Here is a 24,397-nt window from a genome sequence, read left to right on the forward strand (position 1 = left end):
GCACAGCACGCCGAGCGTGCGAGGCGTGCTGTGCGCCGGCAGAAGGCAACAGGCGCCTCGAACGCAGTGAGAGCGTCGACGGGGGCGCACAGCACGCCGAGCGTGCGAGGCGTGCGTGCGGCGCGTGCGAGGCGACTCACGCGCCGTCGAGGTGGGACAGGATCTCGGAGTAGCGCGCCGTGGCCAGCTCGCTGGGCTCGCCCTTGCGGCAGAACTCCAGGGCGGCCAGCGAGCGGTGGACGCGCTCGACGACGATCCGGCCGTCCACGAGCCGCGACTGCAGGACCGAGAGGGCCTCGTGGAAACGGGGGTCGTCGCGGGCCCGCTCGTAGGACGACAGCACGTGGACGTAGAAGAAGAGGTTGTAGCCCCCGAACGGGTACCCGACCTGCATGAAGAGGGACCCGATCCCGTAGTGGCACGGCCCGAGCGGACGTCGGGTCTCCCAGTGGCCGAGCAACAGGTCGACGGCACCCGGGGGCGCGGAGTCGGCCAGCCCGGCGAGCCGGAGTGCGTCGAGCGCCGCGAGGGTGGGACCCGGGTTCGAGAACTCGGTCTCCGGCCCGCGTCCATAGCTGAACTTCCGGCAACGCCAGCCGCCGTCGTCGTGGAGCGTGCCCAGGAGGTGCTGGAACGAGCGTCGCACCCGGTCGTCGGAGGCGTGGCCGAGGAGCGACAGGACCCGGACGGCGTTGATGGTGTGGCACGGGTAGATCGCGCCGGACGGCGACAGCCTGAACCGACCGTCCTCGCGCCAGGCATCCAGCAGCAGCTCCGCCGCGCCGCGCAGGACCTCGTGCGAGGCCTCCACGCCGAGCTCGACGAGCAGCGCCGGAGCCTCGAGCGTCGAGAACGGCCCACCCTTGGCCAGCCCTCCCTCCGGTGTCGCCCAGAAGTCGGCGCCCTGGTGCGTCCGCGTCGCCAGGATGGCCTCGACGTCGGCTCGGTGCTGCGGTGCCACTGCCATCGGTCCCGTGCTTCCTCGGTGACGTGAGCGTCGTCCTCCACTGTCCCACTCTCGACCCGGCGCCACGCCGAGACCGCGATCAGGTCCTCAGGGTGTGCCTACGCACGAACGCCCGGATGGCGGCGTTCACCTCGTCGGGCCGCTCGAGCGGGCTGACGTGACCCGCACCCTCGATGACGACGAGCTCGGCGTCGGCGATCGCGGCGGCGAACTCGCGGGCCACGCGCAGCGGTGACCGTGCGTCGAGCTCTCCCCACACCAGCAGGGTCGCCACCGCGACCCGGGGCAGCACGTCGCTGAGGTCGGTCTCGGCCATGAGGCCCAGCTCGCGTTCCAGCGTCCCGGGTCGCACGTCGGCCGCCATCTCCGCCATCGCGGCGACGAGCTCGGCGGGCGGCTCCCCCGCGAACAGCCCCGGGAGGGTGGGGTCGAAGTCCTCCGGTGTCGCGGCCAGCATGGCCCGGACCCCCTCGACCCGGGCACGCACCTCGTCGGCGGGAAGCGAGCCCTTCCACCCGGCATACGTGTCGACGAGGACGAGGGTCGCGAAGAGCCGCGGGTGGCGGCGGTAGCACTCGAGCACCACGGTGCCGCCCCACGAGAGCCCGCCGACGTGCGCGGGCCCCAGGCCGAGGTGGACGACGACCGCGGCCAGGGCGTCGGCGAAGTCCGCGAGGGTGTAGTCGTCCGGGACCGCCGAGGACCGGCCCACCCCGGGCTCGTCCCATGCGACGACGGTGAGCTCGTCGCTCAGCCCGTCGAGCTGCGGCCGCCAGCTGCGGGAGTCGAGCGCGGCCCCGTGGACGAGGACGAGCGGTGGGCCCGACCCGACCCGCTCGACGGCGACCCGCACCCCGCCCCCGACCTCCACGTGCTCCACACCGGCGAACGTACCCCGGCTCCGCGGAGTCGGACACCGTGCAGACCGGTGATGACATGATCGGCTCATGTCAGTCGTCGTCGGCGCCACCCCGGTGGTCGACGACCTGCGGCTCCACGACCTTCTCGACCTCCTCGACGCCGGCGAGCGCGAGCGCGCGGCACGCAAGGCGGACCCCCACCCCTTCGTCACGGCCCACGCCCTGCTGCGCAGCCTCGTCGCGGAGGAGACCGGCGCCGACCCTCGGACCCTCGCGTTCGTCAAGCGCTGCGCCACCTGCGGGACCGACCGGCACGGCAAGCCGCACGTGGTGGGCATGCGCGACGTCCACGTGTCGGTGTCCTACGGGGAGCACCTCGCCGTCGCCGCCGTGACCCGACTCGGGGAGGTGGGCGTCGACGTCGAGGACCTCGAGTCCGCGGACTTCGACGGCTTCAACGCGGTGACCCTCGATGCCAGCGAGGTGGCCCACCTCGACGGGCTCCACGGCGACGCGCTGCTCGCCGCGCGGGCGCTGACCTGGGCGCGCAAGGAGGCGATCCTCAAGGCCACCGGCCACGGGCTCGTCGTCGACCCGAGCCAGGTCGTGGTGTCCGCGCCGGGCGAGCCGGCGGCCCTCGTGGAGTGGCGGGCGGCGCAGCACCCGCCGGGGGCGACGCAGGTGGGCGACGTCGACGTCGGCGCCGCGGACCACCGCGCCGCCGTCGCCGTCCTCACGACGCGGCCCCTGACGGTGCGGGTTCAGCGGCGCTGAGCGCCCGCGGCCGTGCGCCGCAGGGCGAGCTCGGCCAGGAGCGCCGCGACGTCGGGGATGACCGAGTCGTCGTAGACCGCGCGCGGGGAGTGGTTGTCGTCCGCGGTCGTGTGGTCGTCGACGACACAGGCGCCGATGTTGAGGTACGCGCCCGGCACCTGCTCGAGGACGAACGACATGTCCTCGGCGCCGGCCTCCGGGTTGACCATGTCGGCCCACCGCTCGGCGCCGAATAGGTCCACCACCGTGGCCCGCGCGAAGGCGAACTCGTCGGGGTCGTTGACGGTCACCGGGTACCCGCCGCTGATCTCGACGGTGGCGCTGAGGTGGTGCGCCGCGGCGACGTGCTCCGCCACGCGGTGGATCTCCGCGTGGGCCAGCGCGCGGTGCTCCGGGGAGAAGGTGCGCAGCGTCGCGTCGATCTCGGCCGTGTCGGGGATGACGTTGTTGACGGTCCCGGAGCTGATCCGGCCGACCGTGACGACGACAGGGTCGAACGCGTCGAATCGGCGGGTGACCATCGTCTGGAGCGCGAGCACCACCTCGCACGCCACCGGCACAGGGTCGAGGGCCATGTGCGGCTGCGAGCCGTGACCACCCCTGCCCAGCACCCTGATCCGCACCTCGTCCGCCGCGGCCATCTGGGGACCCGGGCGGCCGAACCACACCCCGCGAGGGTGCTCCGCGGCATACACGTGCACGGCGTATGCCGCGTCGACCCGACGGCCGGCCACGTCGAGCAGTCCTTCGGCCAGCATCGGCTCGGCCCCTCCGGGGCCCTCCTCCCCCGGCTGGAACATGAGGACGACGTCTCCGGCGAGGTCGTCGCGGCGCTCGTGCAGGATGCGCGCCGCCCCGACGAGAGCGGCGACGTGCAGGTCGTGACCGCAGGCGTGCATGAGCCCGGGGCGCTCGGACGCGAAGCCCAGACCGGTCGCCTCGGTGACCGGCAGCGCGTCCATGTCACCGCGGAGCAGGACGACGGGCCTCGGCTCGCCTGGGTCGCCCGGGTCGCCCGGGTCGCCCGGGTCGCCCTGACGCCCGCCCCGGCCACGGAGGACGGCGACGACGCTGCTCAGGTGCCGACCGAGGGTGATCTCGAGGTCGAGGCCCGCCAGGGCCTCGACGACGGCCCGCTGGGTGCGAGGCAGGTCGTTGCCGAGCTCGGGGTGGCGGTGCAGGTCGTGCCGCAGCGCGACGAGGTCGGGAGCAAGGGACTGCGCCAGCTCGACGACCGAGGAGCGGTCCGGCATCAGGGCACCTGACCGGCGAAGTCGTGGCGGTGCTCGACCACGGCGTCGAGCAGCTCGCGCTCCTCGGTGACGGCCCGCGCGTCGGCGGCCGAATGGTGCATGCGCCGCCGGAGCAGGGCCAGCTCGCTCGCGGCGTCCTGGAAGTCCGCCATCGCGCGCAGGCCGGCGCGGCCGCCGTTGGTCCGGGCCCACTGGCGCGCCTCACGACGGCGCGGCATCGAGGACAGCATGGACACCTCCGCCGGCGAGAACCACCCCGCGTCGGCGTACGGGTGGAGGAACTGGCCGATGAGCCGGCCCTCGCGGCGGCGCACCCAGACGACGAACCCGAGGAACGCGAGGAAGAGCGGCACCTGGACGAGGAGGTAGACGGCGATGAGCCCCTCGCCGCCGCTCACCGCCGCGAGGTTCCACGTGGCGTGAGCGAGGACCGCGATGACGAAGCCGAGGAGCGGTGCGAGCACTCGGACGACCCCGCGCCGGGAGGTCGCGGCGATCCCGATGCCGATGCCGATGCAGATCGTGAACATCGGGTGCGCAAACGGTGACAGCAGGCAGCGGCCGACGAAGGTCGCGGTGAGGCCGTCCTGCCCGTGCTCCGCCCAGGCGAGCGCGAGGTACTGGATGTTCTCCGTGAACGCGAAGCCCGCGGCGGTCACCCCGGCGTAGACCATGCCGTCGGTGATGCCGTCGAACTCCCTCTTGGCGAAGCGCCACACGAGGAGGACGAGCAGGCCCTTGGCGGCCTCCTCGACGACGGGGGCGACGAAGACGGCGGTCAGCGCCAACGACTCGTCGGCGGGGATCGTGCCCCAGAGGACGAGCTGGCCGGCCGTGTTGAGCCCCATCGCGATGAGGACCGCGATGAGGGCTCCCCAGAGGAACGCCAGGACGAGATAGCGGGTCGGCTCGGACTCGAAGCGGTCGAGCCACATGAAGGTCGGCACGACGATGCCCAGCGGGATGATCGCGACGACGAGCCCGAGGAGGGTCGCGCTCACGCCGGCGGCGGCCCCGATGGCGACGGCGACGGTCAGGGCGGCGACCCCGAACCCGGCGGTCGCGACACCGACGAGCACCCAGCGCCGCAGGAGCGCGCGACCGTGGTGGACGCCGTGCCCGTGGGTGCCCGGATGCCGTGAACCGGAGGTGTTCGCGCCGACGGCCTGCTCCCCACTCATGGACATCGAGACTAGTCCAGCGCCATACAGTGGAGGCCATGTCCGCCACGCCTGTCCGAGCCCTCACCGACCGCATCGTCTGGATCGACTGCGAGATGACCGGGCTCTCCCTCGAGCACGACGCCCTCGTCGAGGTGGCCGCGCTCGTCACCGACTTCGAGCTCAACGTCCTCGGTGAGGGGGTCGACGTCGTCATTCGCCCGCCGGAGGAGGCGCTGGCCCAGATGGGGGACTTCGTCCGCGAGATGCACACCTCCTCGGGCCTCATCGACGAGCTGGCCGGCGGCGTGAGCATCGAGGAGGCGGAGCAGCGCGTCCTCGAGTACGTCCGCGCCTGGGTGCCGGAGCCGCGCAAGGCGCCGCTCGGCGGCAACACCGTCGCGACCGACCGAGGCTTCCTCGCCCGGGACATGACCGAGCTCGAGGAGCACCTGCACTACCGGATCATCGACGTGTCCTCGATCAAGGAGCTGGCCCGCCGGTGGTACCCCCGCGCCTACTTCTCGGCGCCCGAGAAGTCGGGTGGCCACCGTGCGCTGGCCGACATCAAGGAGTCGATCGCCGAGCTGCGCTACTACCGCGCCGCCGTCTTCGTCGACCCTCCCGGACGCGGCAGCGAGGAGCTGCGCGCCATCGCGGCCGACCACCTCGTGGACCACTCCGCACCGGCGCCGGCCGCACCGACCGACGTGGTCGGAACCACCCCCGCCGAGCAGGTACGATAGTTCGCGCTGCCTCGGCTGGACTCGTTCGTATGCCGGGCAGTGACCTTGGTGGGCGTAGCTCAGCAGGTAGAGCACCGCGTTGTGGTCGCGGGGGTCGCGGGTTCAAGCCCCGTCGCTCACCCCAAACGAAAGCCCCTGCACCGCAGGGGCTTTCGTCATGCCCGGGGGCGTTGTGCAGACTGGGCCCATGCGAACGACGACTCGGGCCCTGGCCCTGCTGCTCATCACGGCGTGGGTCGGTCTCGGCGTCGCCGCGCTCCCGGCCCGCGCCCACTCGCGGCTGCTCTTGAGCTCCCCGGCCGACGGGGCGACCGTCCCGGCCTCTCCCGGCGAGCTCGTCCTGACCTTCAACGAGGACATCAACCCGGAGTTCGTCACGGTGCGGGTGACCGACGGGGAGGGGGGCGCCGTCGTGGACGCGGATGCCACCGTCACTGGCCCGACGGTCACCGTGCCGGTCGCCCAGCCGATCGCCGCCGGGTCCTACAAGATCACCTACCGCGTCGTCAGTGCGGACTCGCACCCGATCTCCGGGTCGACCGCGTTCACCATCGCCGGCGACCCGCAGGCCTCCCCGTCGGCGGCGCCGAGCCCGTCGGCCGAGCCACCCTCGCGGAGCGCCTCGGCCACGCCGTCGACGCCGCAGGCGTCCCCCTCGCCGTCGGCCGTCGCCGCCGACGAGCGGGGCACGTCGGGGGGCACGCCCCTGGTCGTGTGGGTCGTCGGGTTCGGCGTCCTCGCGGCCGCCGTCGCAGCGACCTTCCACGCCATCCGCCGGGACCGGGACGGCACCTGACGGAGTGGACCGTGCGGGGCGACGTCGATTTCGCAACCCGGCCGAACCTTTGCTAATGTCTCCGCTCGCGCGCCATTAGCTCAATTGGCAGAGCAGCTGACTCTTAATCAGCGGGTTCGGGGTTCGAGTCCCTGATGGCGCACAAAACAGCAGGCCAGGACCTTACGGTCTTGGCCTGCTGGCGTGAGCCCCCGGTTTATGCCCTGTTTTTGGGCTCTTCCTTGTTCCCCATGGCCTGCTCGAGGGCCGCCGCAGCGCCCGGATTCTTCGTCCCACGACTCATGTAGACGTCCTGGGTCATCGAGGGCCGAGCGTGGCCTAGTTGATCAGCGATCGCGCGCGCCGACTGACCCGCCTCGTCGAGGATCGTCGCCGTCGTTTTGCGGAAGTTGTGGGACGTGATCCACGACAGCGCGTCACCCTCGACCGGCTCGGCTGCCACCTCGGCGAGGTCGAGAATCGGCTGTCTCTGTCGATTGGGGACGGCGTAGGCGTCCAAGACCGTCAGCACGTCGGCCCGAGGGAGACGAATGCGTCCGTGCTCGGCGAGGCCCACACGGGTGCGGGGCCAGTTCAGTTGAGCGGCCGCCTCGCGCTGGGTGAGACCGGCTGAATTGCGTGCAGCGGCGAGCTGCTTTCCGAGGTCGACCCGTGCCTGACTGCCCACCGGTGAGCGCGCGTTCCGGAGGTCGCGGCGCACGTTGCTGGGGTCCCGGTGGCCACCCAGGGCGTCGCAGAAGACAGGCTCGCTGTCGCGAATCCCCTGGGCTGCACGTGCCGTGAGCATCGCGAGACAGGACTCGGGCAGATGGAGCACGCGCTCCCCCGCCGACGACTTGGTGGCCGCCCGGAGCAGACCGCGACCCTTAACGCGGATCACCTGCTGGGTGATCTCGACCTGACCGAGGTCCAAGTCCACCTCGCTCCACAACAGGCCCAGCGCCTCGCCGATCCGCACACCCGTCGACAGCATGAACAGGGTGAGATCGGGCAGATCCGCCTTGACCGCTCTCGGGTCCGCGGCCAACGTTGCGAACCAGGCGTCCCGTTCCTCCTTGTCGAGGGCCCGCGGCCGGCGTCGTGGCTTGACCGACAAGGGCTCGGCGTCGCGCACTGGGTTGGTCCGCATCGCACCAAGGCGCACCGCGAGCCCCACCACGCCGGAGATGACACTGCGGCACGACTTGGCGGTCGCCGGGCTCACCTTGGTCTTGATGGTGCGAATCACCTGGTCCACCAACGGGGTGGTGATCTCCCCCAGCCGCACCTCCCCCAGGGCCGGAAGGACATGGTTGTCGAGATGACGCCGATAGGTGTCGAGCGTCCCTGGGGACCGTCGACCGTCGGCCACCAAGTCGGTGATTCGGCTCATCCACAACTCGGCAGCCACTGAGAACTTGTCGGCTGGGCGCAATGCGCCGCCATGGCGGATGGTCGCGCGGTCCTGCAGGAGCCGGAGGAGTTTTGCCTCCGCCTCCGTCTTGGTTCGCGCCCCCGCCTCCACGGGTCGAGTCACTCCGTCGAAGTCCCGGTATTGCGTCCGAGCGCGCCACGACGTCGGCCGGCCCTTGCGCACGTTGCGGCCCGGATCGAGTCGAATCCTCCCCCACGACCCCAGGGGAAGCGGTTGCCTAGCCATGTTGGCACCTCATGACGCGGACCGCTTGCAGCTCTCCACCCACGCCACGACGTCATCCGGCACGTACCGCAGGTGCTTGCCAATGCGGGCGCACGGCGGACCGTGCTTCTCGAGGCGCCACTTGTACAGCGTCTTGAGTGGCACGCCGAGATACTCAGCCACATCCTCGGCATGCCACAGAGGACGTGGCTTCGGCTCCACTGCCTTCAGGTCCACCATCGCGCTCTCCCTTCGCTGTGCGCGCTCCCGGGAGGGAACGGGCATCACTGATGGGAGAACGGGTTCCAAGGGGCACGACTGGGTGCATGGCCAGGCAAGCCGGAAGGAGACTCCCCCTGAAAATCGGAAGGTCGACGGTTCGACCCCGTCCCTGGCCACCACCAAAGCCGCAGGTCAGATGCCCTCTGACCTGTGGCTTTGTCGTTTCCGGGCGAGTGGCGGTCGGCGGGCGAGTTACCGTGAGCAACCCCGATTTGCCGTGAGATGTTGCACGAGATGATGCACGAAATCTTGATGTCAAGAGACCTCGTGAGTACCCAAGCCGCGCGTCAGACCACGGGCCGCATCACGAGCCCACCGGACACGACGAACGGTCCGCTGCCCGAGGATCCCGCCCCGGCTGGTCCTCGAGTTCGCGGGACACGTCAGCGCGTGGGACTAGAGTGACGAATGTGACCGCCGGTGCTGTTCATGCCTCAGCACTCCCATCGGGTTGAGAGGGGTGGAATGAGATGGCCACGAAGAGTGCGATCGAATGGACCGAGGTTACCTGGAACCCCGTCACCGGCTGCGACCGGGTCGCGGCCGGCTGCGACAACTGCTACGCGCTGGCGCTTGCGAAGCGCCTCAAGGCCATGGGCGCGGAGAAGTACCAGAACGACGGCGATCCGAGGACGTCCGGGCCCGGCTTCGGGGTGACCACGCATCCGCGCTCCCTGGCGCAGCCGCACGCGTGGCGCACGCCCAAGGTCGTGTTCGTGAACTCGATGAGCGACCTGTTCCACGCCAAGGTGCCGCTCGACTTCATCCGCGACGTGTTCGACGTGATCCGCGAGACGCCGCAGCACACGTACCAGGTGCTCACCAAGCGAGCCCACCGGACGGCGAGGATCGCCGACAAACTCGACTGGCCAGAGAACCTGTGGATGGGCGTCTCGGTGGAGTCGTTCGACGCCGTCGACCGGATCGATCACCTGCGTGCTGTGCCGGCATCCACGCGGTTCCTGTCATGCGAGCCGCTGCTGACCGCGCTTCCCGCGTTGAAGCTCGACGGCATCGACTGGGTCATCGCCGGCGGCGAATCTGGGCCCCGCGGGCGGCCGATGGACCCGGCGTGGGTGGAGGACATCCGCGACCAGTGCGTCGACGCCAGCGTGGCGTTCTTCTTCAAGCAGTGGGGCGGCCGGACGCCGAAGGCCAACGGGCGCGAGCTCGACGGGCGCACCTGGGACGAGATGCCGCGGCTGGCTGCAGCGCTCTAAGCAGACCCGCACTCAGCTGGTCAGTGCCGGGAACTCGATGAGCGTACCGTCGGGGAACGTGCCCTTCTTCTTCTGGTTCGGTGCAGAGATGCGCCCGGCTGCCTGCATCGGCTTCAGGGTCTTGGTCTTCACCTGACCGCTGTGGAACGGCGTCTTTGTGACGACGTATTGGCAGACCTCCTCGAAGGTCACCCTCTGGCCGGCGAAGTGGTGTGCTAGCTCGTCCTGGAGCGGCCCGGTGTTGGCCTCGTCCCCGAAAAGCACGTCCTGATTGGCGAGACGGTCGTCGAACCTGTAGCCGCCGCCGGGAGCCAGTTTCCACATCGCCTCCTTCATCTTGTCGTAGGCCTGGTCGTCGCGCGTGCAGAAGAAGAGGTAGCTCCCGGTGTGGCCGCTCATGTTGACCATCTCGAAACTGCAGATGTGTGCGAAGTTGCACTCCTGGCGCAGTTGCCGCTCGTACAGGTCGTGGATGTACTGCCCGCGGCCGTCATCGGCGGCGGGTGCGTTCTTGTAGTCGTCGCAGCCGAAGAGCGCCGTGAAGTGCGGGTCGACGTTGCCCGCGTTGGCGAACCGGTTGACGCTGTTGAAATCGAAGTAGATGAACAGCTCGCAGGACGGGTGGCTGACCAGGTCGCGGATCAGTGCCATCGGCACGTCCTTGTACCCGAACGGGTCGATGAACGCGAAGGTGGGAGCCAGCTGCTTGCCGGCGGGGATGGAGCCCAGCAGCTCGCGCGCCAAGTCCTGGAAGTTCTGGTTGCGGTCGAGCACCCGCACGGTCTTCGGCCACGGTGCACGGCTCGCCTGCACGTCCGCGAGCACGACCTTGAGAGAGGCGTACCGCGCGTCGTCCCACTCGTTGAAGACGAACGTGAAATTGGTGTCGCCGAAGTCGGGGAACGAGCGGTGGTCCAGCAACGTGCTGAGCGTCAGCACCGGCGATCCGGGCTCGTCCTCGTCGTAGCGGCCGGGCCCCGCGAAGCCGTCGAGGACGTTCACAGCCCGGTGGTACCTGCTGCGGCCAAAGATGCCGAACCACGCGCCGAGGTACCGCGTGAGGATGTCGTGCTTGGCCTTGGTGTGCGGCGGCCGCTCCCAGACCGTCGGCAGGCTGTCGCCTCTTGGCACGGTCGCCCCCTTACGACGATGTCAGACCGAGGGTCATCTGTTGCCCTTGGATCGGTTGTGCGGGACACAGAGCATCTCGCAATTGGCAAGGTCCGAAGCGCCGCCCTTGCTCCAGGCGGTCACGTGGTCGGCGTCCATCTCGCTCAGCTCGTAAATGCGAGTCGCGTTGTTGTTGCTGCCGCCTGCACACATGGGGCAGTTAGACGTCCCGGCAGTCTCGGCCGCCACCGTCTGCTTGCCGTACGCCGCGAGCTTGATCTTCTCGTCGAAGACTCGAACGTCGAGGAGCTTCGTGTCGACATCGCCGCCGAGCACGAACTCGTAGATCCCCCGCTTGTTCTTAACGTCCGGATCAGCCATAAGCGCGGCGATCCGCTCCTCGAGCTTGGTCCAATCGAGGCTCGTGCTCTTGTGCTGGTTGTACAGCGGGCCCCATTTGACCGACTTCATCTGAGAGCGCTTCTTCGGGAAGGAGGTCTCGACCCAGTCGATGACCTCTTTGAAGTAAAGCCAAAGCTCGTTGGCGTTCGAGTCGTGCTGGTGGTCGCGCATGTACTCGTCGACCTTGCCGGGGTTGATCCACTCGATCGCTGTCTCGAGGTAGTCCTGGCGGATCGGCGAGCCGGTCATGTAGTCGCTGGCGATGCCGTAGGCCGGACAGCCCGTCTTCGAGAAATACTTCTTGGCCGCGGTCACCCAAGGTCCGTGATATACGGCGTTGCGCAGTTCCTGGTCGGTGAGCTTCTCCCCGGCGATGTTGATCGTCTTGAACCAGTCAAGCTTCTCGGAATCCGAGCCCTGGCAGAGGTAAACCATCAGCTCGTAGTCGAGGATCTGGTCCTTCTGGTCGTCCTGGAGGTTGTGGAAGGCGAGCTGGTGGCCGCCGATCAGGATGGAGAAGTCGCCCTCGACGTACTGGCAGATCGAGATTGTGCGTTGCTGGCCGTCGATGACCTCGAACGTGCCGTCGTCCTGGACAGCCCAGTACATGACGTTGAGCGGGAAGTCGCGGCGCACGGTCTCGATGACGGCGTCGCGCTGTTTGTCCCTGTAGACGAACTCGCGCTGGTAGGGCGGGCGCACGTCGAGGTTGCCCTCGTAGGCACGGACACCCAGTTCCTCGTTGTCCTCGTAGCCCTCGACGAGGTCACGGACCTGGATCCGCTTCAGCTCGATCTTCATGACGCTGCACCTTTGCGACGGATGAGGATGCGCTTGAAGACGACGCGGGGGTGCGGATCCATCAGCCCGAGCATTCGCATCCCTTGGGTGCGGTGGCCGGTCCCGCCGGCCTCACGGTAGGCCCGGATGAATTCTTCGCCCAGTGGCCTGACGCCGATCTCCTTCATCTGCTGCGCGTCGTCGCTGTTGCCAACGAGCTCGAACTGGTCCGGATTGAACTGGTCCAGGAGCGTGACCGGGACGCCCATGACGCCGTCGTAGTCCGCAGGGATGTCCTTGTAGCGGCTGACATCGATCGCGTCGAAGTTGACGTACTTCGGGTACTCCTCCGGCGAGTAGGACTTGTAGAGGATCAGGTCCTCATGGCGCTTGGAGATGTCGAGGTTGGTGAACCAGCAGGCGTTCCCCAGGCTGCGCCACTTCTGCCCTTCCTCGTCGACCCAGAACCGCGTCGTGCGCGCCTCGTAGTAGTCCGGAACGCGGAACTTCATGTCGCCGTTGTTGTGGCCCAGCCAGAGCTTGTCGGCCTGGATCAGCCGGAAGATCTCCTTGTAGCTGATCGCGTTCTGGTTCCCGACGATGAGGAACTTCTTGTCGTAATCAATCAGCTGCTGGACGTACGGCCGGAAGAGCGAGAACGGTGGGTTGGTAACGACGATGTCGGCCTGCTTCAGCAGCTCGATGGTCTCCGCGCCGCGGAAGTCGCCGTCGCCCCGCAAGGCCCTGACCTCGATCTCGTCCCGGTCGGGGATCCGGTTGCCGCTCGTGTCGCCCTCGTACTCAAGGCAGATGGCCTGCTCAGCGTCGTTCTGGCTGAACAGGTCGAGATCTTGGTTCTTGTAGCAAGTAGCGATGAGCTTCTTCAGGCCGAGCTTCTCGAAGTTGTGGCTGAAGTAGTGGAAGAAATTCGACACGCGCGGGTCGTCGCAGTTGCAGTAGACGACCTTGCCCTTGAAGTGCTTCCGGTAGTGCCGCAGCTCCTTCTCGATGTCGGACAGTTGCGTGTAGAACTCGTCCTCTTTGGACAGCTTCGCGACTGCGAGGTTGCGGTTGGCTGCTGCTGTCGTCATGCTCTCCCCTGCTCGACCCGGACTGCACCGCCTGGAGAGGGGCGCGCCTCGCGGGGAATCCTATCGGTGGGCGGGGACAGTTGTGCGCCGGGCGAGGCGACACGGCCGGGTTCAAAGGGGGCGTCCAAGTCACCGCACTGTTCTTAGTGCGTGATCTGCGCCATGCATCGGCGGTACGACAGCCCACCGAGGGAGGGCACCGCTCTACCGAGCGGGCACCGGAGCCGGAAGGAACTTGTGACGGAGACCGTAGCCCGGACGTACGAGGGCCGATCGTCCGGGCAAAGCAGCGGGGGCCTGATCTGCGTTTCCGCAGGTCAGGCACTCTCTTTGTAGCCGGGGCAGGACTTGCACCTGCCGCCTCTGGGTAGAGGGATTCAAAGCCAACGATCAGGATGGCTCCGTGCCGCTGTAATGGCCGCGGCGCCTTGGGATTCGAGGCGCCACCGGGCTGTGGCTGCGGCTTCCTCCAGGCGGCGGGTCTCGGTGGCGGACAGGTCGGCGCCACTTGTGGTGATCGCAGCTTGGAGGATGTCGATCGGGTCGGACTGAGCGTGCTCGCCATGGCCGGTGGCGGCGTCCGGGTCGAACGTGGTGTCGACGTAGAGCCGGTTGGACTCCCGCCCCCTTGTGACCATGACGTAGAGGGGTTCGCGCACGGTCGTCGCAGTGATGTACGCGTGTGCGGTGTCCACAGTCCGGCCTTGGGCCCTGTGGGCCGTAGTGGCGTAGCCGAGTTCGAGGTTCACGGCGACGTAGTCAGGTGGAAGCACGGCTACCGCTCCCCCATTGGCGCGACGAACTCGCATCGCACTTCTCTCGTCGATGGATTGCACGATCCAGTCGTCGCCGTTCTTGACCCACCCGTTGCCCGTCACTAGGGCGCGTCGGTTGAGCCGGGTCACGACGACGTCACCAACTCCGACAGCGGTCCCATCCCCGAGCCGTGTGCACGTGTCGCTGACCTCGCCTGCAGCAAGTCGGTGTGCCCGGGCTCGCGCGTTCAAGTCGCGCACAGTCTCTGCGTCCGCCGCGACCATCAGTGAGGTCTGGCCGGCCTTCACGTCCTGCTTCCATCCGTCGAAGATGAGGTCGACCATGTCCTCGCGCGTCCCGGACTCGACTCGTCCCTGAGCGGCGTACGTCGCTGCGACCGAGGCCTGGCCAGCGCGCAGGTCGAGGCTGGCGTCGCGTTCCCACTCGTGACGGAACCGGCGAACGTCGTGGAGCGCTGGCGCATCGGGCCGAGCATGCGTGAGGAGCTTGAAAGCTCCCCCTGCCTGCACGGGCGACAGCTGCGCCCAGTCCCCCACCAGCAGCACCTTCGCGCCCGCCTCGGTCGCCGCGGTGGCGATCCGGTCCAGGTCGAACGTGCCCGCCATCGACGCCTCGTCCACGATCACCAGTTGCCCAGGACGCAGAGCCCAGCGCTCATATGCCGCCTGAGCATCTACGGTCTGTTCCTCCAGTTCGCGAGTGCCACGTGACGGGTACGCGCGAGCCACCTGGGCGGCATACCCATCAGCTTTTGCTTTGTGTTCAGGGAGGCGGTCTTGCTCGCTGATCCACTTGGCGGTGTTCTCGGTGGGCACGCCGACTGCGTCGGCGAGTACCTCAGCGGCTGCGGCCGAGGGGGCAAGTCCGACAACGGATCCCGGGCCGTGGGTGGCTTCCCAAGCGGCCCGAACTCCGGCCATCGCGGTGGACTTCCCTGTGCCGGCGGCACCAACGAGGAGGTCTACGCGGCGACCGGAGGTGACGGCCGCGTTGACCGCAGCTGCCTGCTCGGCGGACAGGTGGTGGGTGCGTCCGGGCAGGGTTTGCTCGGTGATGGCGAAGGCGGTTGCGGCCGGTACGACGGGCGCGTCTTCGGCAGCCGCGGCGTCGAGGAGGCGGGCTTCGGCGTCAAGGAGTTCCTGGGTGGCGAAGACCTCGCTGTCGCGGGCGACGAACTTGGTGGTGCCGTCGGTGCGGCGGAGCCCGTCGGGAACGCGACCGACATCGGGTGGGGTGAGTTGGACGGCGAGTTCGGTGGCGTAGGTGGCGGTCTTGCCGGCCACGGAGGTGCGGTCGGCGGGCGTGGCGAACCGGATGCCGTGAAGCTCGCGGAGGGCTTCGGCGAAGAGGTTCGCGCGGGTGAAGGTGGCTCGCTTGTCGGCGACCTTGGCGAGCACGACTTTGGCTGCGTCGCGGAGGATCCCATCGTCGATGTCGTTGGCGGATCGGAGCGTCGGCGCGGTGTCGCGGGTGAGGGACGCGGCCCACCGTTCGGGTCCTTGGTCGATGAAGGTTTCGGCGCGGTCGCGCCAATCGGTGATGAGGTCGCGCAGGGGTCGCAGGTGCTTGTCCTCGCGAGTGGTGAGGGTGGCGTGTTGGCGCAGTTGGATGACTTCGCGGGCCGTGGGTTCGCGGCCATGGGAGGCCGTGAACGTGGTGACGAGGTCATCCTTGGCGGCCTCGATCGCGGTGGTGCGCTGGGAGAAGTGGTCGCGGAGTTCTGCGGAGACACCGGCGACTTCCCACTTGGGTTCGGCGGAACGGCGGCGCTGCTCGGGGGTCCAGGTCCAGCCGAGATCAGCCGTGAGCCGGTCGGCCAGGATGCCGTTGTAGAGCTCGGACATGCCGACGGCGGCACGGAATAGGGCCTTGGAGTCGAGGGTGCGCCACTTGCCGTCGCTGACCGCCTGCACGCGGTTGAGGACGACGACGTGGGTGTGGAGTTGGGGGTCGCCGGAGCGGGAGTCCCAGTGGTCGAACGCGGTCGCGACGACGCCGCGGATGTCTTCCTGGACGACGCCACCCTTGCCGAGTCTGGTTGCGAATACTTGCGATTCGCCGTATTCGATGACGGCTTCGAGGGCTCGGCGGTGGGAGGCGTAGATGCGGGCTCGTGTGGCGTCGTCGGCCAAGGCCCAGGCAACGCTGACGGACTTGGGTGCGGAGAAGGTGAGGTCGAAACCAGCGACGGTCTTGGGGGCCTTGCGGGTACGGCCGAAACGGTCAATGACGGTGGCGGGGGTGGCGTGTGGGATCTGGCCGAGGGGTTCGCCGGTGACGGGGTCTTGGAGCATGCCGAGCATGCGCCAGAGGGCTTCTTCAGTGACTTCGGTGCCTGGCTGGATGCCTGCTCCCTTGGCGAGACCGGCGAGGCCGGCGCCGAGGAATCGGCCGGGTGGTGTGCCTTCGGCTCCGTAGTAGGCGGTGAGGCCGGCGGCCGGGCCGACCTCGTCGAGCCGGGCGACCGAGGACATCAGGTAGCGATATCCCGCCCCCAAAGTCATCCGCCTTATCGACATCGTCACACCGTGATTACGGGTGTCGTGGGGCACTGACCGTCTCCAGGACGACGGCGCTCCCCGCGTCGTGAACGCAGGGAGCGCCGAGTAGTCACCCCTTGTCTACGCACTGCTTGCACCGCGGGTAGCCCCCCGTGCCGGAGAGCTTGTTGTACGACGGAATCTGCTGTCCAGTGGGGCAGTCGGAGTGGTCGTGGTAAACGTCCGGGTCCGATTGATTGCTGGAGTGATAGGCCGCAACCTTCATTGAAATCACCCCCTCTCCGACGAGAAAGAAAAATCCGACGCCCACAATGTCGGCTGGCCAAAACGTACCCAGGGCCACTGACAGGGTCCTTGCGGCGAGTCGGGCACCGGGGAATCCATCGCCCCACCCCGCGACAGTGGGTGCCAGACGTGTGGCGCTCAGGTGGAGGGCAGGAACAAGCGGCCAGGCCGAAGGGAAGAGGTGCCGCTCTTCGGGATCGTTCCGGACTGGCTGGGCTGTGGCACTGGTCGGACAATCTGTAGCGCTGGGGCTGCGGAACTTGCGGCCAAGCGTTGAGGCAGCCTAAAGAGGCCACTCCGTGGCCAAAGGCCTCCCGTAACACCGTCGGGCTGGCGGTGAACCACGAGACCTACGAAATGCAACAAGCCGTCCGTGCCGGAGGAACCACGGCCTCAGGCTCGGCTAGCGCCTGTCCCCCCGGAGACGCAGGGGACGGGCCGCAACTGGTGCTGATTTACCGGGGAGAAGGACTTGCGGACGAACGAGCGCTTCACGTCCCAAGATGCTGGCCAGTTGTGCCAGTGCTTCGTCGCTTAGTAGGGATGGATTGGCGGCCATCGTCTCGATGACACCGACGACGTGTTCCGTAGGAATTTCGGCCAGCGACCTCTTCAACTCAGCCATGCCGTCTCCGTTGACGATGTTGGCGCCGTTGACGAGCCTCAACTGCTCCTCGCTGTAAGCCTTCGCAGCGATCGCAGCCAAGTAGCGGGCCTGAGCTTCCGCGAGGGACATGTCGGGGCGATTCTCGTCAGCAGCCTCCGCTACCTCTTGAAGCGGTTCAGCAACCGCCTCGTCAGGGATCTCGAGGGCGACCGCTTCTCCTGCCCGACGGAGTTGACGTCGCCGACGTCGCGCGACGACCTTGGCGCGTTGGGCCTCGATGGCGGGTTGCGCCGATTCTCGCAACCACCGTGAGACGTGAGGTTTCGCCTTCCCAATTCCATAGCCGATCGCCAGCTTGAGCAATTCACGGACGGCCTCTTCGAACTGCTCATCGGCCTCAGTGCGTCGCCGCTCTTCAACGGTGATGAAGACCGTCTCGGTGACGACAAGGGGCTCGTGCTCGACCCCGTCGTCTGGGACGAACCGGGCACTGCCTTTCAGGTTTCCGTCGCTGTCGAAGAGGTTCTGGTGGAGGCCGCCCTCCTTCTTCCGGCCGGGCGTCAGGTCGTCATCGTCCCACTCGTAGTGGCCCCTGATGCTTCCCATGGGAGCCGACTGTATCCGTGAGCCGCGACGCCCGGTCGCCCACACATGAAAGTCACGGGTGCCCCGATCGGCACGTGGCTCTTGTGAAGCACTTCCGGACCAGGAGAACTATGAATTCGCATCCCACACGTGAGGACGCCCGACGTCGCCTGCAGGAGGCGCAGCGTGCGGAAGCGGTCGCGCTCGCAGATTCGACCAAGGCGTACGCGGCTCGCGCACGAGTCCAGACGCGCGTCGACGCAGCCGACCAGAACATCGCCGAGGCCGTGGCGAAGTTGGCGGAGGTCTCGGGCCTCGACCGAGCCGCGCAGCTCCTCGACCAGCCGCTCGGCGTGGTCAAGCGTGCCGTGCAGGCAGCCGAGCACAGCCGGTCGGGCGCCGACACCGCGCGTCCCATCTCTCCCTGACCATGCCGACCGCCACTGCGGTCAGCCAGGCGCTTGCGGCAGGATGGGGAGGCATGTGGCGGACGGAGGAGGCCCCAGAGCTCGCCGCCCGGTATTTGGGCGACCTTGGCTCGAGATGGGATCACGTCGAGAACGTGGGCCGGCTCGCCGACTGGATGGTCGCCGAGGTCGCGCTCTCTCCCGAGATCGCAGTTGCGGCGTGGCTCCACGACATCGGCTACGCGCCCGTCCTGGCGGACACCGGGTTTCACCCGGTTGACGGCGCCTCTTTCCTCGCCGATGAAGGAGCATCCGATCGAGTGGTGAGTTTGGTTGCCCATCACACGGGTGCTCGGTTCGAAGCCGAGGAGCGAGGACTCGAACGCGATCTCGATCAGTTCGCCGTTCCGGAGCCGGACGACCTCGACACTCTGACGCTCCTCGACCTGGTGTCGTCGCCAACAGGTGCGATCACGACCCCGCGCGAGCGCATCGACGAGATCCTCACTCGCTACCCCGAGAGTCACCCCGTCCACCGCGCCATCACGCGATCGCGTCCGGAGCTTCTCGCTTCAGCCTCCCGGGCTCGCGTGCGCCTTGGGTTATCCGATGTGTGGCCGGCCGGAGTCCTCGAGCGCGTGGGCGAGCCGCAGCCGCATTGACGGGTGGAGATCCAGACGCGAGATCTCGTCTGGCGTCAGCCACTCGACCTCACTGCTCTCATCACTCGTGCGCTTCTCGCCGCCAATCAGCTTGGCGCGGAAGGCAATTGAGAACTGCTGGCGCACCTCGCCGTCGTCGTAGGCCATCACGTGCCGAGGGTTGGTGTAGGTGCCCGTGATCGTCTCGACCTCGACCTGGTAGCCGGTCTCCTCCTTCACCTCGCGCACCACCGTGTCGGAGATCGTCTCCCCCGGCTCGTGCCCTCCCCCGGGTAGCGCCCACCGGTCGTTGTCGGTCTTGTGGATCATCAGGGTCCGGCCCTCGTCGTCGCGGACGATGGCTACGACGGAAGGCACGACGTTGTTGATCGCCGGTGCGGCGGGGTCGTCGATGTAGTCGATGCGTCCCATGGACGTCGACGTTACGCCGAGCTGAGCGGCTGGGCCTGCTGCCACGTCCGGTCGAACGACTCGAGGTAGTGGGTGAACAGGCGGCCGCCTGGAACGCGATTGAGATGAAGAACCGGTGAGTGGCCGGCGGCGACACCATAGGTGTGTGGGTTGACGAGCAGAGCATCGTCGAAGCGGAAGAGTGAGGCGTACAGAGTGCAACCGTGCTGACGGGCTTGCACCCCACCCCCTGCGTCGTCGTTCTCGCCGGCGGGCCCGCCGGCCACCACGCCTCCATTGAGGATGGGCGCCAGGTAGTTCCAGGTGAGGGAACAGCGAGCCGCCATCAGCTCACCGATGCCTTCCTCCCTGCCGCGCAGCGCAACTGCCTCACTCGTCGGATCACCAAACAGGAGCCGCACACAGACGCCCTCGGCGACTCGTTCTGAAAGCCGGTCCGCGAAGGACGGAACGCTGTCGTGAAGGAAGCTTCCGGCATACGCCAATAGATCGATTGATTCGTGAGCTGAGTCGAGAAGCTCGACCCACGTCGAACTCGGGACGCTCCCGCGGTTGGGGTACAGGTCGACGAACTCGGCCTTCGCTGCGGCCAGCGACCGGGGGTCGGATTCCGTTGTAGGCCACAGGAAAACGTCGGTGCGGCCGAGCACGCCGGCGGACTTCAGACGGTGGGCTCTATGCGGCACACGGTCCCTGGTGATCCATCGCTCGACGGTCTTGGGGTCGACGCCGACGGCGTCACCGAACTCAGCCAAGGACATGCCGGACTCGACGATCGCCGACCGGAGTCGCTCGTTGGACATGACCCTCCTCGCACACCTGCCGGGACGTTCTGCCGGATCCGAGACGTCCTCAAACGTCCTGCTACGTGGTGACCGCGTCCTGCCCCCTCGGGATGTGCTGTTCACGGCACCGAGGCCAATTGGCCTCAACAACAACCATGCCGGACTGAAGACGCACCAGGGCACACGACTTTGTCGCTGTGGATAACCGCAGCCCCAAGGGCGGCTGTGGATAACTTTCACAGCGCTCCGCCCATCTCTGCTCTTCTGAAGGACACCGGCGATCCGCACCAGCAGAGACGGAGAACTGCGACATGACGACCGGACAAATGGAGAAGGGTGCAGAGCTCAAAGCGGCACTGGACAGATGCGCCACGCTGGGGGCACCAGGGCCCGAGAACGCGCGACTGTGGCTCGAGATCCGCGACTGCGTGTGCACACGCGGATGCGTCGACGTCGTGCCCTACGGCTCGGCGAGGCCGGTCACCGTCACCGACGACTACGCCGGCGAAGAACTCCTCGCTGCGATGGAGTGGCTGATCAAGAACGAGGACACCGCTCGCACCCTCGGCCCCGAGTCGCTGTTCGCCCACATCTCTTCCCAAGCCAAACGCAGTGCGAAGGGGTCTGGCCGCGCCGCTCGGAACGACCAGCTGCACGGCATGACCGACGTCCCGGCCGGCGCACCCGTGAGGTTCGTCGAGCTCGACGCCCCTAAGGACGAGTCATGAGCGTCTTCGGACTGGACCGCTGGGTCGCCGGCGAACTCGGACTCGAGGTGGACGACCCGCGCATGACCGACGTCATCTCCCCTGCGATCCACATCCTGATCTCCCGGATCGAGGAAGCCAGGAGTCGAGGTGCCGACGACCCGCTCGTGACCATCACCGCCAAGAGCGCCGGCGGCAACTCGCGCGAGTGCACCAAGCGCATGCTCAGCCAGCTAGGGCTCGAGTCGACCTCTCGACGAGCGGTGCACCGGCTCCTCGGCGGCTCTCCATCAGGCTGGTCGGGTCTGCTCCGGATCTTCTCCGAGGGGCGACATCTGACCGAAGTTGAGTTCGTCTACGCACGACGTCAGGTCCTGGCGATCTCACCGGCACAGGCCGTCGGCGCGACGAGCAGAGGTGCATAGGGACATATCCGTCAGCCGCGCGAAGGCGTCTCATGCGCCCGGAGGGGTTCAAGGCTGGGATGCCGAATCAACGCCTCAGTCCCGTAGATCGCGTTGATACCCGCAACTGCGACAACCGCGGCGGCCGGCCCGGCAATCTGTCGCGGCCGGCCATCGCCGTAGTCGAGGACGACATGCCCGGCCTCGAGATCAGCGTCGAAGCCCACAACGGTCCCCCACCACTGCGACCGCAGGCTGCCGTCGGGCAGACGCAGGAGCAGCCGCTGTGTCGTCACGATCCCCTGGCACCAGTAGGACTCGCCCCACTGCCCATCCACGCGCCATCTGGCCCAGCACATCGCCACGCGCAGGACGTCCTCGTCAGGTTCCGTCACGATCCGCAACGTCAGGACGTCCATGCGCTGAGGGTCACTCATCCCTGCGAGTTCCAGAGCGAGAGCACGCCCGTCCTCGGCCGCCGCCGAAGCGACAGTCGTTGGGTATGCCGTCCGCTCACTCGCGCGCACGAACTCTCCTTGGTCTGGACGCACGTCTACTGACAACACTCTCGCGCAGGGGCCCGACACCGCAACAGGACCGCGGATGGTGCCCCGCAGTGCTCGTGTGGGTGACATGTCATTTGCTCGCCTCGGTGCCGCCGTCACTGCCGCCGCCGCAGCAGTGGCTTTGGTGGGATTCGTGATCGTCCTCGGAGCCCTGCCGCCAACCGCGGCGGCGGGAGTTGACATCTGCACGACCTCGGGACCAGTCGCCGAGCTCTCCGAGGTCCAAGCCAGGAACGCGCGGACGATCGTCGCCGTCGCGACACCGCGAGGGGGACGCGTGGCGGCACAAATTGCCGTTATGACGGCGATCACCGAATCCGCCCTTAAGAACCTCGGCAACCCGAACGACCCCAATGGCACGCAGTTGCCGAACGAGGGCTGGGGCTACGACCACGACTCGCTGGGCTTGTTCCAGCAACGTCCAGGATGGGGCAGCGCCGCGCAGCGCATGGACCCGATCGCCTCGACTGGGCTCTTCCTCGATGCTCTACTCGAGGTCCGCGGCTGGCAGGTGCGCCCCCCGTGGGTCGTCGCCCAACAGGTTCAGCGGTCGGCGTTCTCCGACGGAAGCAACTATCTGGTCCACGCAGCTGCAGGAGCTCGAATCGTTGACGTCATCCTCGGCACGTCCGCGGAATGCGCGGCCATCACCGGCGGGACTGCGGTGGCGCTTCCGGCAGGCTTCACCCTGCCTGCGGGAACCAGTCCGGCAGCGCAGCGCGCGGTGTCATTCGCTCTGGCTCAGCTCGGCAAGCCTTACGTCTGGGGCGCCGAGGGCCCCGACTCGTACGACTGCTCCGGCCTGACCCAGACCGCGTGGCGAGCCGCTGGCGTCTCGATCACGCGCGTCGTCGGAACTCAGATGCACGACGGTGTCGCGACCGATCTCGAGCATCTGCTGCCTGGCGACCTCGTCGCCATCCCCGGCGGGTTGGGCACCATGGCCAGACCGGGGCACGTAGGGATGTACATCGGGGACGGCCGCGTCGTCGAAGCCCCGCACACGGGGGACGTCGTCAAGGTCGTCAGCCTCAAGTCCTACATCGCCGACGGCGTCGCTGGCCTACGCCACATCGCTTGATCCACCGAGGTCAGCCTCGCTCGACGTTCCCACACCTGCCCACATCGGCCTCGTTAACCACCCTGCTCAGATGGAACGTCCCGGCCGACGAACGGGGGGGCGCTGATCGGGGCTCGAGGGCCTGTAAGCCATGGAGAAACCAATGTTCCCAACGACGAGGTCGGTCAGGGCAGAGTTTTGACTACGCTCGGCATCCGCATCCGCGACTTCGGGAAGCCGGAGCGCTTCGTACATGGCGAAACGGTTTAGGTGGAGCCACGCAATGAACGCGCGTCCATATGCCCCCGCACCTGCCACCGCGCCCCGGTACGACAACCAAGAGGCAGTTAGCGGAATCAGCGCGACGAGAAGCCAGATTCCGTGAGGCCAGAAGGCGACGAAGGTGAAGGCAGCCGCCAGAGCACCCATCGCTGCCATTCGGACCGCGAGGTCGAGCTGGCTCCGCTGATCGTTCAGGTACGCGTTCTGTTCCGGGGCGGCCGACAGGCCAATATGGGTCGCCCATTGGATGACGTCTAGTCCGATCGCCCTGCCCGCCAATGCTTCGGAGCTTCTCAGCGCGTTCCCGAGCCGAGTCGGCATGGTGTGGATGTGTTCTTCCGGATAACCAGACAGCGCCTTCGCCGCTGTCATCACAGCGATCTCCGAGTCAACGATCTCTCGAACGACAGTGGCGTTTCTAGGGTCATTTGGTGCGCTCAGGTAGTCGTTCTGAGGGTCGGGCAGGGATCGGAGCAGGGTGCGAAGGTCACGCTCGGCCTGCTCCGCGACGCGGTCTGTGGCCGCTCGTCGCCGAAGGTGCACGACGACTCGAGCGCTGGCGGCGCGACGTGCCAAGCTAGAGACACCCCAGTAGCCCTCCATCAGTTGGACGGCCACACTCTGCAATGGATGGGTCACCACGGCTGTGATGACGGCGAGGATGACGAGGGCAACTGCATGCGCCGGCATCGTCACCGGATTCACGTTCGTGAGGCGCCCTATGTCCGGGGGTCCTCCGAACGGACCGACCACTAGCACCGCGTACACCCACAGCCACAACACGAAGCTAGGGACCGTGGATACCAAACCGAAGTACCGACCGATCGTCGCTGACGTCCCTAGGGTGGGATCTGACTCGATGGTCGGCATCATTACTCAGCTCGTGGGCATAGCGAGATCATGACCTCGCGAGCATCGGAGGCTGCTCCCCTTCTGGGTTACGCGGGCAGTCGAATGTGACGGGTTGGGGCAGCCGAAATCTCCGTTGGCGTCGCGAACCGCAAGGACGACAGGTCCGCTTTCCACAACACGGGGGGTCACGCCGTACGGCGTGAACTCAGGCGTCGATGTCATGTCCCAGCCACCTGCCCTTCGTCGGGTGAGATCCAGAGTAGGGACCCTCGGGGTCGCCGTCGAGCGTTTCGGCGCGGCGTGCACACAACAAGGTGGTCATATTGGGACCATCTGACGGTGAGGACCTCGGACGATCACGACGCAACCATGCCCTCAGGCACACCGAGTCCGCTCGCCGGGGCTGGCGCGAATCAACCAACGGGGGCCCCTTTAGCTGCGAACTCC

24 protein-coding genes and 2 tRNA genes are annotated in these 24,397 nt (G+C 67.6%); 11 read left to right on the forward strand and 15 right to left on the reverse strand.

Annotation, left to right across the window (positions count from 1 at the left end; translation table 11 throughout):
• Window positions 1-136 precede the first annotated feature (136 nt).
• Together N801_RS11505 and N801_RS11510 are read right to left on the reverse strand one after the other, a co-directional pair.
• Entirely contained in the window at window positions 137-967 is an 831-nt protein-coding gene (locus N801_RS11505; RefSeq protein WP_035937884.1) for a prenyltransferase, read from the reverse strand.
• A gap of 79 nt (window positions 968-1,046) precedes the next feature.
• Complete coding sequence (locus N801_RS11510) at window positions 1,047-1,847, reverse strand: alpha/beta fold hydrolase (RefSeq protein ID WP_211254721.1); 801 nt, start codon at window positions 1,845-1,847, stop codon at window positions 1,047-1,049.
• 67 nt (window positions 1,848-1,914) lie between these two features.
• Here N801_RS11510 and N801_RS11515 point away from each other — a divergent pair, with 67 nt between their 5' ends.
• Window positions 1,915-2,601 carry a 4'-phosphopantetheinyl transferase family protein gene (locus N801_RS11515; protein ID WP_052112899.1) on the forward strand — a complete coding sequence of 229 codons (687 nt, stop codon included), beginning with the start codon at window positions 1,915-1,917 and terminating at the stop codon, window positions 2,599-2,601.
• Here the strand turns inward: N801_RS11515 and N801_RS11520 are convergent.
• Window positions 2,589-3,854 (reverse strand): M20 metallopeptidase family protein, encoded by a 1,266-nt coding sequence (locus N801_RS11520; protein WP_052112900.1) that lies wholly within the window; start codon window positions 3,852-3,854, stop codon window positions 2,589-2,591. The genes N801_RS11515 and N801_RS11520 overlap by 13 nt on opposite strands.
• Window positions 3,854-5,035: a PrsW family intramembrane metalloprotease gene (locus N801_RS11525; protein ID WP_035937924.1), complete on the reverse strand. Its 1,182-nt coding sequence runs from the start codon at window positions 5,033-5,035 to the stop codon at window positions 3,854-3,856. Before N801_RS11525 ends, N801_RS11520 begins: the two co-directional genes overlap by 1 nt.
• A 38-nt stretch (window positions 5,036-5,073) precedes the next feature.
• On the opposite strand from N801_RS11525, the gene orn reads away from it, so the two are divergent.
• From orn to N801_RS11545, 4 genes are all read left to right on the forward strand, one after another.
• On the forward strand, window positions 5,074-5,760 hold the full coding sequence (gene orn, locus N801_RS11530) for an oligoribonuclease (protein ID WP_052112910.1): 687 nt from the start codon (window positions 5,074-5,076) through the stop codon (window positions 5,758-5,760).
• Window positions 5,761-5,808: 48 nt separating this feature from the next.
• Window positions 5,809-5,884 (forward strand) — tRNA-His (locus N801_RS11535).
• 63 nt (window positions 5,885-5,947) lie between these two features.
• On the forward strand, window positions 5,948-6,556 hold the full coding sequence (locus N801_RS11540; protein WP_035937885.1) for a copper resistance CopC family protein: 609 nt from the start codon (window positions 5,948-5,950) through the stop codon (window positions 6,554-6,556).
• 69 nt (window positions 6,557-6,625) lie between these two features.
• A tRNA-Lys gene (locus tag N801_RS11545) sits at window positions 6,626-6,698 on the forward strand.
• A gap of 54 nt (window positions 6,699-6,752) precedes the next feature.
• Here N801_RS11545 and N801_RS20730 read toward each other — a convergent pair.
• Window positions 6,753-8,060: a tyrosine-type recombinase/integrase gene (locus N801_RS20730; RefSeq protein ID WP_052112901.1), complete on the reverse strand. Its 1,308-nt coding sequence runs from the start codon at window positions 8,058-8,060 to the stop codon at window positions 6,753-6,755.
• A 144-nt stretch (window positions 8,061-8,204) separates the two neighbouring features.
• Entirely contained in the window at window positions 8,205-8,414 is a 210-nt protein-coding gene (locus tag N801_RS11555; RefSeq protein ID WP_052112902.1) for a helix-turn-helix domain-containing protein, read from the reverse strand.
• 512 nt (window positions 8,415-8,926) lie between these two features.
• On the opposite strand from N801_RS11555, the gene N801_RS11560 reads away from it, so the two are divergent.
• Window positions 8,927-9,676 carry a DUF5131 family protein gene (locus tag N801_RS11560; protein WP_035937886.1) on the forward strand — a complete coding sequence of 250 codons (750 nt, stop codon included), beginning with the start codon at window positions 8,927-8,929 and terminating at the stop codon, window positions 9,674-9,676.
• A gap of 12 nt (window positions 9,677-9,688) precedes the next feature.
• Here N801_RS11560 and tcmP read toward each other — a convergent pair whose 3' ends face one another.
• The 5 genes from tcmP to N801_RS11590 form a co-directional block, all read right to left on the reverse strand.
• Window positions 9,689-10,807 (reverse strand): three-Cys-motif partner protein TcmP, encoded by a 1,119-nt coding sequence (gene tcmP, locus N801_RS11565; protein WP_035937887.1) that lies wholly within the window; start codon window positions 10,805-10,807, stop codon window positions 9,689-9,691.
• A 33-nt stretch (window positions 10,808-10,840) separates the two neighbouring features.
• Window positions 10,841-11,989, reverse strand: coding sequence for a GmrSD restriction endonuclease domain-containing protein (locus N801_RS11570; protein ID WP_035937888.1), 1,149 nt, complete (start codon window positions 11,987-11,989; stop codon window positions 10,841-10,843).
• Window positions 11,986-13,059 carry an adenine-specific methyltransferase EcoRI family protein gene (locus N801_RS11575; protein WP_035937889.1) on the reverse strand — a complete coding sequence of 358 codons (1,074 nt, stop codon included), beginning with the start codon at window positions 13,057-13,059 and terminating at the stop codon, window positions 11,986-11,988. The genes N801_RS11570 and N801_RS11575 overlap by 4 nt, the downstream gene beginning before the upstream one ends.
• Before the next feature lie 377 nt (window positions 13,060-13,436).
• Window positions 13,437-16,388 carry a MobF family relaxase gene (mobF, locus tag N801_RS11580; RefSeq protein WP_245618411.1) on the reverse strand — a complete coding sequence of 984 codons (2,952 nt, stop codon included), beginning with the start codon at window positions 16,386-16,388 and terminating at the stop codon, window positions 13,437-13,439.
• A gap of 637 nt (window positions 16,389-17,025) precedes the next feature.
• Window positions 17,026-17,835 (reverse strand): hypothetical protein, encoded by an 810-nt coding sequence (locus N801_RS11590; RefSeq protein WP_052112904.1) that lies wholly within the window; start codon window positions 17,833-17,835, stop codon window positions 17,026-17,028.
• Between the two features lie 110 nt (window positions 17,836-17,945).
• Here N801_RS11590 and N801_RS11595 point away from each other — a divergent pair, with 110 nt between their 5' ends.
• Both N801_RS11595 and N801_RS11600 read left to right on the forward strand, forming a co-directional pair.
• Window positions 17,946-18,242 (forward strand): hypothetical protein, encoded by a 297-nt coding sequence (locus tag N801_RS11595; protein ID WP_035937891.1) that lies wholly within the window; start codon window positions 17,946-17,948, stop codon window positions 18,240-18,242.
• 53 nt (window positions 18,243-18,295) lie between these two features.
• Entirely contained in the window at window positions 18,296-18,883 is a 588-nt protein-coding gene (locus tag N801_RS11600; protein WP_052112905.1) for an HD domain-containing protein, read from the forward strand.
• On the opposite strand, the gene N801_RS11605 is transcribed toward N801_RS11600, so the two are convergent.
• Entirely contained in the window at window positions 18,824-19,294 is a 471-nt protein-coding gene (locus N801_RS11605; protein WP_035937892.1) for an NUDIX hydrolase, read from the reverse strand. The genes N801_RS11600 and N801_RS11605 overlap by 60 nt on opposite strands.
• Window positions 19,295-19,305: 11 nt before the next feature.
• Entirely contained in the window at window positions 19,306-20,097 is a 792-nt protein-coding gene (locus tag N801_RS11610; RefSeq protein WP_035937893.1) for a helix-turn-helix domain-containing protein, read from the reverse strand.
• A 293-nt stretch (window positions 20,098-20,390) separates the two neighbouring features.
• Between N801_RS11610 and N801_RS11615 the strand changes: the two genes are divergently transcribed.
• Entirely contained in the window at window positions 20,391-20,807 is a 417-nt protein-coding gene (locus tag N801_RS11615; protein ID WP_156996712.1) for a hypothetical protein, read from the forward strand.
• Window positions 20,804-21,211, forward strand: coding sequence for a hypothetical protein (locus N801_RS11620; RefSeq protein WP_052112906.1), 408 nt, complete (start codon window positions 20,804-20,806; stop codon window positions 21,209-21,211). Before N801_RS11615 ends, N801_RS11620 begins: the two co-directional genes overlap by 4 nt.
• 11 nt (window positions 21,212-21,222) lie before the next feature.
• Here N801_RS11620 and N801_RS11625 read toward each other — a convergent pair whose 3' ends face one another.
• The gene (locus N801_RS11625) at window positions 21,223-21,609 is read right to left on the reverse strand and encodes a hypothetical protein (RefSeq protein ID WP_156996714.1); all 387 of its coding nucleotides are present in this window, start codon (window positions 21,607-21,609) and stop codon (window positions 21,223-21,225) included.
• A 445-nt stretch (window positions 21,610-22,054) separates the two neighbouring features.
• Here N801_RS11625 and N801_RS11630 point away from each other — a divergent pair, with 445 nt between their 5' ends.
• Window positions 22,055-22,837 carry a C40 family peptidase gene (locus N801_RS11630; RefSeq protein WP_245618412.1) on the forward strand — a complete coding sequence of 261 codons (783 nt, stop codon included), beginning with the start codon at window positions 22,055-22,057 and terminating at the stop codon, window positions 22,835-22,837.
• A gap of 66 nt (window positions 22,838-22,903) precedes the next feature.
• On the opposite strand, the gene N801_RS11635 is transcribed toward N801_RS11630, so the two are convergent.
• Window positions 22,904-23,794: a hypothetical protein gene (locus tag N801_RS11635; protein WP_156996716.1), complete on the reverse strand. Its 891-nt coding sequence runs from the start codon at window positions 23,792-23,794 to the stop codon at window positions 22,904-22,906.
• Window positions 23,795-24,397 lie beyond the last annotated feature (603 nt).

The organism is Knoellia aerolata DSM 18566, from assembly GCF_000768695.1.
GTDB lineage: Bacteria > Actinomycetota > Actinomycetes > Actinomycetales > Dermatophilaceae > Knoellia > Knoellia aerolata.

Excerpts from the sequence above, each read along its gene's own strand:
- N801_RS11600 (WP_052112905.1), top strand. The coding sequence starts at position 18,296 with ATGTGGCGGACGGAGGAGGCCCCAGAGCTCGCCGCCCGGTATTTGGGC.
- N801_RS11515 (WP_052112899.1), top strand. The coding sequence starts at position 1,915 with ATGTCAGTCGTCGTCGGCGCCACCCCGGTGGTCGACGACCTGCGGCTC.
- N801_RS11610 (WP_035937893.1), bottom strand. The coding sequence starts at position 20,097 with ATGTCCAACGAGCGACTCCGGTCGGCGATCGTCGAGTCCGGCATGTCC.
- N801_RS11505 (WP_035937884.1), bottom strand. The coding sequence starts at position 967 with ATGGCAGTGGCACCGCAGCACCGAGCCGACGTCGAGGCCATCCTGGCG.
- N801_RS11570 (WP_035937888.1), bottom strand. The coding sequence starts at position 11,989 with ATGAAGATCGAGCTGAAGCGGATCCAGGTCCGTGACCTCGTCGAGGGC.
- N801_RS11605 (WP_035937892.1), bottom strand. The coding sequence starts at position 19,294 with ATGGGACGCATCGACTACATCGACGACCCCGCCGCACCGGCGATCAAC.
- orn (WP_052112910.1), top strand. The coding sequence starts at position 5,074 with ATGTCCGCCACGCCTGTCCGAGCCCTCACCGACCGCATCGTCTGGATC.
- N801_RS11560 (WP_035937886.1), top strand. The coding sequence starts at position 8,927 with ATGGCCACGAAGAGTGCGATCGAATGGACCGAGGTTACCTGGAACCCC.
- N801_RS11590 (WP_052112904.1), bottom strand. The coding sequence starts at position 17,835 with ATGGGAAGCATCAGGGGCCACTACGAGTGGGACGATGACGACCTGACG.
- N801_RS11575 (WP_035937889.1), bottom strand. The coding sequence starts at position 13,059 with ATGACGACAGCAGCAGCCAACCGCAACCTCGCAGTCGCGAAGCTGTCC.
- N801_RS11525 (WP_035937924.1), bottom strand. The coding sequence starts at position 5,035 with ATGAGTGGGGAGCAGGCCGTCGGCGCGAACACCTCCGGTTCACGGCAT.
- N801_RS11615 (WP_156996712.1), top strand. The coding sequence starts at position 20,391 with ATGACGACCGGACAAATGGAGAAGGGTGCAGAGCTCAAAGCGGCACTG.
- N801_RS11555 (WP_052112902.1), bottom strand. The coding sequence starts at position 8,414 with ATGGTGGACCTGAAGGCAGTGGAGCCGAAGCCACGTCCTCTGTGGCAT.
- N801_RS11540 (WP_035937885.1), top strand. The coding sequence starts at position 5,948 with ATGCGAACGACGACTCGGGCCCTGGCCCTGCTGCTCATCACGGCGTGG.
- N801_RS11630 (WP_245618412.1), top strand. The coding sequence starts at position 22,055 with ATGACGGCGATCACCGAATCCGCCCTTAAGAACCTCGGCAACCCGAAC.
- N801_RS11625 (WP_156996714.1), bottom strand. The coding sequence starts at position 21,609 with ATGGACGTCCTGACGTTGCGGATCGTGACGGAACCTGACGAGGACGTC.
- N801_RS11620 (WP_052112906.1), top strand. The coding sequence starts at position 20,804 with ATGAGCGTCTTCGGACTGGACCGCTGGGTCGCCGGCGAACTCGGACTC.
- N801_RS11595 (WP_035937891.1), top strand. The coding sequence starts at position 17,946 with ATGAATTCGCATCCCACACGTGAGGACGCCCGACGTCGCCTGCAGGAG.
- N801_RS11520 (WP_052112900.1), bottom strand. The coding sequence starts at position 3,854 with ATGCCGGACCGCTCCTCGGTCGTCGAGCTGGCGCAGTCCCTTGCTCCC.